The organism is Flavobacterium subsaxonicum WB 4.1-42 = DSM 21790 (assembly GCF_000422725.1).
Classification (GTDB): Bacteria; Bacteroidota; Bacteroidia; order Flavobacteriales; family Flavobacteriaceae; genus Flavobacterium; species Flavobacterium subsaxonicum.
This window is the reverse complement of the sequence record NZ_KE383913.1, coordinates 70,623-78,484: the sequence shown is the minus strand read 5'-3', so window position 1 is coordinate 78,484 and position 7,862 is coordinate 70,623. Positions and strand designations below refer to the sequence as shown.

At 43.3% G+C, this 7,862-nt stretch carries 2 protein-coding genes; one reads left to right on the top strand and one right to left on the bottom strand.

Features of this window, described 5'->3' with window-relative positions; translation table 11 throughout:
• On the bottom strand, positions 1 to 6,140 hold a 6,140-nt coding region (locus G509_RS23680; protein WP_035739433.1), incomplete at its 3' end, for a choice-of-anchor L domain-containing protein.
• Positions 6,141 to 6,562: 422 nt separating this feature from the next.
• Between G509_RS23680 and G509_RS0121155 the strand changes: the two genes are divergently transcribed.
• On the top strand, positions 6,563 to 7,825 hold the full coding sequence (locus tag G509_RS0121155) for a putative DNA modification/repair radical SAM protein (RefSeq protein WP_207382724.1): 1,263 nt from the start codon (positions 6,563 to 6,565) through the stop codon (positions 7,823 to 7,825).
• The last annotated feature ends 37 nt before the right edge of the window (positions 7,826 to 7,862 follow it).

The following is a 7,862-nucleotide window of genomic DNA, read 5'->3' as shown; positions in this document are numbered from 1 at the left end:
ATGGCATTGGTGTTGCCCTGCGCATCAGCATAGCTGGTGTGGAAGGTTACATTTAAGCCAAGCACCCCATTGGTGATCTCGTCGATCTTAGTGGTAAGGTCAAATTCTTCGTTCTCGTTATCCGGGTCGTTGTCATCACACACCGTAAATGGCGTTGGGTTGTTTACTACCGGTAACGGGTTTACTATAAGCTCCAGCTCCACGATGTCGTAGCAGCCTGTAGCGTTGTTGGTTACTTTTATGTATACTGTGCCGCTTGCGCTGGTGTGGTTGGCCGGGTTAGGTATCGGCCCACTGCCGCTTACTGCTGCATCAAAGCTGGTAAAGTAGCTTACGCTGTACAACGCAGGGCTGTTGGCGCCCAGTACTTCTTCGGCATACGTGGTAAGGTCGAATACGGCCTGGCCATCGGTATCGCTTGCGCCATTGTCGCAAAGCTGGTATGGCGCTGATGGCTCTGTAGCTATTGGCTTAGGGTTAGCAATTAATTGTAAAGTAACCAAAGTAATACAGCCGGGAGCCAGGGTAGACTCTAACCTTATGTGCAGCGTTTGGTTAAATGCAAATATATTAGTGTAAGCAGTACTATTAGTTATTGCATTTGTGCCAAAAGTGGCATCCGCCAATGTTTCGTAAATACTTACAGCTACATTAGGCTGGCCATTAAGCGCCTGCTGCATTGCAGGGGTAAGATTAAATACACCATGCCCTGATAAGTCTAAAGCACAGGTTGATAAAGCATCTGGCGTTGTAGGTAATGGTGGTTGTACTATGGTAATAACAAAGTCGCTTTCATCGGTACAATTTGGCACCGTGTTGGTTTCGCCATAAATGTATATGGTTTGCGACTCAGTTATAGCGGTACCCGCCGTAAGCAAAGTACCCTGTCCGCCAGGTTGTGTAAAATAGTTGCCTACAGCAAGAGGCTCCAGCGTAAAGATTTGACAGGCATAAAAATCGGCTATTTCCGGAACTTCGATAGAATTTACAGTTACATGATACATGTGCTCATCTGAACATATTTTTGTAAGCGAACCCGTAGCTGCATAGATATAAATATCCTGGCTTTGGGTTATTTGAGAGCCGACGGCCAAAGGCGTACCACCACCGTTGGTTGCGGTAAAGTAGTTACCAACGGTTAAAGGGGGCAGGGTATAAGTGAAACACGTAGAAAGATCTGTTTGTGTATCATCTACAACCGGGGTTTGGTAAATGGTTATTGGCAGTGCATGCTCATCATTACAATTAAGCCTTCCGCCTAACTCGGCATAAATATACAGGGTTACAGATTGCGTAATAACATCGCCTGCGTGCATAAGCACCTGTCCGGCTACATCGGGGCCACCCGAAAGTGTATAATAATCGCCCTGGTTAAGTGCCGGCAATGTATAGCTGTCGCAATCTTCGTGAGGGCCCGGGTTATCGGCATCTATAGACTGTATAGTAATAGTAAAGCTGTTCTCGCTAAAGCAGGCAGCACTGGTTGCCGATACGGCATAAATATACATTTCCATACTTTGGGTAATAACATCACCTGCGCTGTAAGCAGTTTGCCCAGGTGCGTTTGGACCACCCGGTAATGCGAAATAATTACCGGTTACCAATGGTGTAAGGGTATAGCTGTCGCAAATTTCTACCGCAGACCTTGCATCAGCTATTGGAGTAACGTGTATTGTAATGTCTATTGAAGCTTCGGCAGTACAGTTTGGTGCCGTACCTGTTTGTGCATACACATATACAGTCTGGCTGGATGTAATAAAACTACCTGTACTAAGCAGGCTGCCCGTACCACCGGGGCCTGTATAATAATTACCCACACTAAGGGCAGGAAGCTCGTAAGCATCGCACCTTACAATTGGTGTTTCTATAGCCGGTAATACCGGTGTCTGGTTTATGGCTATGTTAAAAAAGTTATTATCGGTACAGTTTGGCGTTGTACCCGTAGCCACATAAACATACATGTTTTGTGTAGTGGTTATTACATTGCCTGCAAACTTAGGGGTTCCGGTACCTGCCGGGCCTGTAAAGTAATTTCCAAATGTTAATGCGGGTAGTACATAGCTATCGCAGGCAGATACATTTGGCGGTGCCTGAGGGTTAATTATAATTTGAAGTGTGCTTTGAGCGCTACAATTAAACTGGCCACCGGCAGGCGCATATATATATACGTTTTGAGTAGCGGTAATGCTTTGCCCTGCTGTTAGTAATGTACCTGTACCGTTTGTACCGGTATAGTAATTACCTACTGTAAGAGCCGGTAATACATAATTGCCACAAGCCGCTACAACTGCCGATGGAGCAATTGGCGCGCTTGGCAAAATGGTTACGGTAAAGCTTTCCTCGTCTGAACATACAAGTGTTGTACCGGTTTGCGCATAAATGTATATGGTTTGAGTGGTAGTTATATTAGTGCCCGGCAATAATACCTGGCCCGTACCGCCACTCTGGGTGTAATAGGTGCCACTGCTAATTACGGGTAATACATAACCCTCGCAAACGGTCTGGTCTGGCACATCCTGAACCGTTGGGCCGGTAATAATAATATGTACGCCATGTTGCACACGGCATTCCGGATGTGTAGGATTAGTATTGATTACATATAATGATGTGCTTGCAGTTATAACTGTACCCGCAGGAACAAGTGTAAAGTTGCCATTGCTAAAAGAATAGTAATTACCATTAACCGCTTGTGGTACGGTATAACTTCCGCAAGCTGTAACATCTGGAGGATTATCTGCCAGTACTGGCGGTAAAACTGTAATTGTAAAGCTGTTGTTTGCCGTACAGTTAGTGCCAGTTGTAGTTGGCATATACACATATAATGTTTTAGTGGTAGTAACAAGCGTTCCGGCCAAAACTACAGGGCCAGCACCGTTGGGCTGGTTGTAATAGTTGCCCATAGGCAATTCTGGCAGTGTATAGCCGCTGCTGCAAACTGTAACACTGGCCGGTGCTAAAGAGCCTGTAATTATTGTTACTGTAAATTCTGTTTCTGCGGTACAGTTTGGTGTGCCGCCGCTTTGTTTAAAAGCATAAATAGTTTGTGTAGATGTTATAGCTAAACCAGCAGGTAGCACAGTACCTGTGCCTCCGGGCCCCGTGCGATATACCACACCCGCAGGTAATGTGGGCAGCGTATAGCTTGTACAGGCAACAACATTGGCTATTTGGGGTACTACGGGTTGCGGGGTTATTGTTACAATAAAGTTACTCTCGGCAATACAAACAGGTGTTGTTTGAGATACTACATACACATAAACTGTTTGCGATTGGCTTAAAACCGTACCTGGCTGTAAAAGATCGCCGGTAGCGCCCGGTCCTGTATAGTAATCGCCTATAAGTAATGCAGGTAGGGCGTAGCTGTCGCAAACACTCTGATCGCCAGGATTATCTGCCTCATCACCAATAACTATTACCTGAAAATCACGTTCTCTTACACAACCAAACTGGTTAGGAGCCGATTGAACAAACACAGCCTGGCTTTCTGTTATTACCGTTCCTGCAGCTATGGGGCCAATTGCGCCGCTTTGTGCATAATAAGAAGCCCCTGCGGGTAATGCGGGTAACGTATAGCTACCGCAGGCTTCTACATCTATAAAAGGAGCCAATGTGGGCAACGGATTGATAGTTACCGTAAAAGATTGCTGGTTGGCACATGCCGGATTAGCCGGACTGGCCTCATATACATATACTGTTTGCGATGTTGATATTAAAGATCCTGCCGTAAGCGGTGTACCCGTGCCGTTTGGCCCGGTAAAATAAGCGCCTAATGTAAGTTCGGGCAATTGATAAGGGCCACAGTTGGTTATATTGGCAAAAGGCGATAGCGTTACATTGCTTATGTTAACTGTAAACACACTCTGCGAAGTGCAGGTAGTGTTTTGGCCTCCTGGAACTGCAGCATAAATGTAAATAGTTTGTGTTTGGCTTATAACTGTACCGGCCGGTATAATAGTGCCTGTTCCTGCCGGGCCTGTATAATAATTGCCCACGGTAAGAGCGGGCAGCGTATATGGCTGGCACAGATTCATATTACCCGGGTTTGGTACTACCGGGATGGCTGTAATTAATACTGTAAAATGGTCGTTTTGTGTGCAGTAAGGTGCTGCCGGTACATAAAAATAAACTATTTGGGTAGATGTTATAACAGTACCTGCTGTAATTTGGGTACCTGTACCGCCTGGCCCGGTATAGTAAAAACTACCTGCAGGTGGAACGGGCATTGTATAGCTTTGGCAGGCGTAAGCATTGCCCGGGGTTACAATTGGTGTTGACGAAATATTTATGGAAAAGCTATTTTCGTTAGCGCAAAAAGGTGGGGTGTCGGCCTGTTTGTACACATAAAGCGTTTGCGATATAGTTAATGTGGTTCCGGCAAGTAGCATTGTACCTGTTCCTCCGGGAGCTGTGTAGTATTGCGCACCATTAGCAAGTACAGGCAACACATAGTTATTGCATGTAAAAACATCGGCCGGGTCTGGTATTACCGGTTTTGGCGCTACAGTAATAGTAAAATTTGTTATGGCATAGCATGAAACCGAAAAGTTGCGCTGTATGCGTGCATAAATGGTTTGGTTGGCACTGGTGTAATTACCGGGAGACGTTATAGCATTGGTATTATTAACAGCGTTTGCCATTGTGGTGTAGTACGTAATGGTATTATCGGCTGCTGATTGTGCCCCTAATATAGCGGCATTTTGCGTTGTAAGGTTAAATATAGCTGTAGTGCCGCCACCGTTAATAGAACATTGAGTAAGGTTTTGTGGCTGATTGGCTATTGGAGGCTCTACAATTAGCAACTGAAACGATACTAATACATAGCAATCGCTATTATAGCTTTTTACCCTTGCCCAGATAGTCTGGTTGCCAGGGCTGGTATATAAAGCAGGCAGGGCGCCTGTATTGGCATTAGCTGCGGCTTCTGTTGTATGATACGTAACAACAGTGCCCGGGTTTAGGCCTTCTTTAATAACAGGGGTATTAAGACTAAGATCGTAAACATACGACCCCGATGCATTACCACAGGCCAGTAAATCTTCCGGCTCATTGGCTAATATTGGTGCTGCGGCTTCGGCTATAAGGGTTTGTGTAGCCGTACAATTTGTTGCAGGATTAAATATAGTTAAAACATATGTTCCGGTTTCTGATATAGATATGCTCGATCCTCCCGCAACCGGTGCACCATCTTTAGTCCATGAAAGATCATAGGTAGTTTCGCTAAGGCCGGTGTTTATAACATGCACTTCATCATTACAAAGGCCTGTGCCATTTTCTGCCGTAAGGTCTTCGCCCACCACTTCGTGGCCCAGGTTAAAGCTACCTTCGGGGAAAAATACAGCCGAATCATAATCGCCATCGGTACCGTTTACACCGGCATCATCGGCAATAACAAGCTTAATATGGTATTGATTGCCCGGTACAAGCGTGTGCGATGCATTAAGCAAAACTGTCTGGCCTTCAAAGTTGGTTGCCGATGCTGCTGCATTGCTACCGCCATTAAACAGGCCAAAATATTGTGGGTTTACACCACACGCAGAATTATATAATGTATTGCTTATGGTAGCTACAGATATAGGCTGATTGGTAGATGGTACTACCGCTACATTTGTTGTAACGTTGGTGTTTAAATTGGTAAGTAAAAATGCAAAAGCATCTTTAGATGTACACTGATAGGTACCATATTCTTCGGAAGCGAATAAAAAATCTACCGAAAAAGTTGATGTAACTGCGGTAAAATCAAACTCCAGTACGGTAGCGTTTCTGGAAGTTATGGTTATTCCCTGTGCCAAAAGTGCGGCATTAAGGTCGGCATCGCCTGCCCAGGCGGGCGCGGTAAAGCTCGAAATTGTTGTATTTGGCCCCTGCGCCGCTGCTGCATTACCTGTAGATAATAATACACCACTGGTTATAGGAAAGTTAGGGTTGGTATTTTGAAAATAAGCAATACCGTTACCCTGCGTATAACCATAATCGGTACCCGTATTTTTGGTTATGTTGGTAACCTGTGCAAGGCACGAATTTTTAACAAGTATTTCAGATACCAGCTGGCTGGGGGTATATGCATTTGGACTTACAGTTATGTTTTGCCCAAACCCTTTTACAAACAATAAAAGGGCAACTATCAGTAATTTTTTCTTCATAATTTATTAACTATAAACAAGTAATTTCTCTCATAACATTATATCAACATCAAACACTTAGTTTACAATGACTTATATAAATTTCGGCAAATATAGAATAATTGCAAAATATTCTATTTTTTTGTGATAATTTTTTTCTATTTAGTTAATACATAACTAAATAGACGTTTAATTTATTTAATTAATAAATAATAGTATTCTAAGAATGACTAACTTGTAAGATAAAGTGTTTTTAAATTTAGTATGTTAGATTTTTTTAATATGAATTTTCTGCAAAATTAATTTATTTTTAGTAGGAAACCATTTCCTAAATATTATTTATACGTTATAAACAGGCACTTAGGTTTTTACCCTACTAATTTTTAACATACTATGATTATTTTCTTCGCTTTTATTTGATTATTTTTGTCTAAAATCAGATAATTATGTATGACAGGATTAGAGAAAAGCTAACTATTTTAGCTGATGCAGCAAAGTATGATGTGTCCTGTTCGTCGAGTGGAGGAAGTCGTAAAAATGATAATAAGGGTATTGGCGATAGCAGTAACGGTATTTGCCATACCTACACCGAAGATGGGCGATGTGTATCGTTACTAAAAATCCTGCTTACCAACCATTGCATTTACGATTGTGCTTTTTGTGTTTCGCGCAAAAGTAACGATGTTAAACGCGCCGCTTTTACAGTGGATGAAGTGGTTGAACTTACTATGAGCTTTTACCGCCGTAATTATATTGAAGGCTTATTTTTAAGTTCGGGTATTTTTAAAAATGCCGATTTTACTATGGAACGCCTGGTGCGCATTGTTAAACGCTTGCGTACCGAAGAGCGTTTTAATGGCTATATACATTTAAAGACCATACCTGGGGCAAGTCAGGAACTGCTTACCGAAGCTGGCCTTTATGCCGACCGTATGAGTATTAACCTTGAAATGCCTACTGAAGCCGGCCTAAAACTTTTGGCTCCGGAAAAATCGCATGAAGAGGTTAAGAAACCGCTTGGTTTTATACAAAACACTATAACGCAGTTTAAAGACGAAAAGAAAACCGGGCTTATAAAAAGCATGCCCAAATTTGTACCCGCCGGGCAAAGTACCCAAATGGTTATTGGTGCCACGCCCGAAACCGATATGGAAATTATGTACAGTGCCGCCCAGTATTATAAAGATTTTTCGCTTAAGCGGGTATATTATTCCGGGTACATACCTATAAGCCATGATACCCGCATGCCGGTTATTGGTACGCAGCCACCGCTATTGCGCGAAAACCGTTTGTACCAGACCGACTGGCTGATGCGTTTTTATGGTTTTGAGGTGCAGGAGCTGCTTAATCTTAAAAATCCGCACCTGGATACCGATATGGACCCCAAGCTGGGGTGGGCACTGCGCAACCTGGATCAGTTTCCTATAGATATTAATACGGCCGATTATAGAATGATTATGCGTGTGCCGGGTATTGGCGTAGGCTCTGCCCGTAAAATTACAGAGGCCCGTAAGTTTGGCCGCCTGCGCAGCGACCAGCTTAAAAAAATTGGTATTGCTTATAACAGGGCAAAACATTTTATTCGCTGTGCCGATAGCCCTTATTTTATTAACGAACCCGATGCGCCACAGCTTAAAAATACTATACTAGCCGAAAGCAGCAGTAAATATCTTAAAGTACCACAAAACCAACTAAGCCTGTTTTAGCTCCTGCAAGGTTTTAAAAACCTTGCAGGTTTAAATG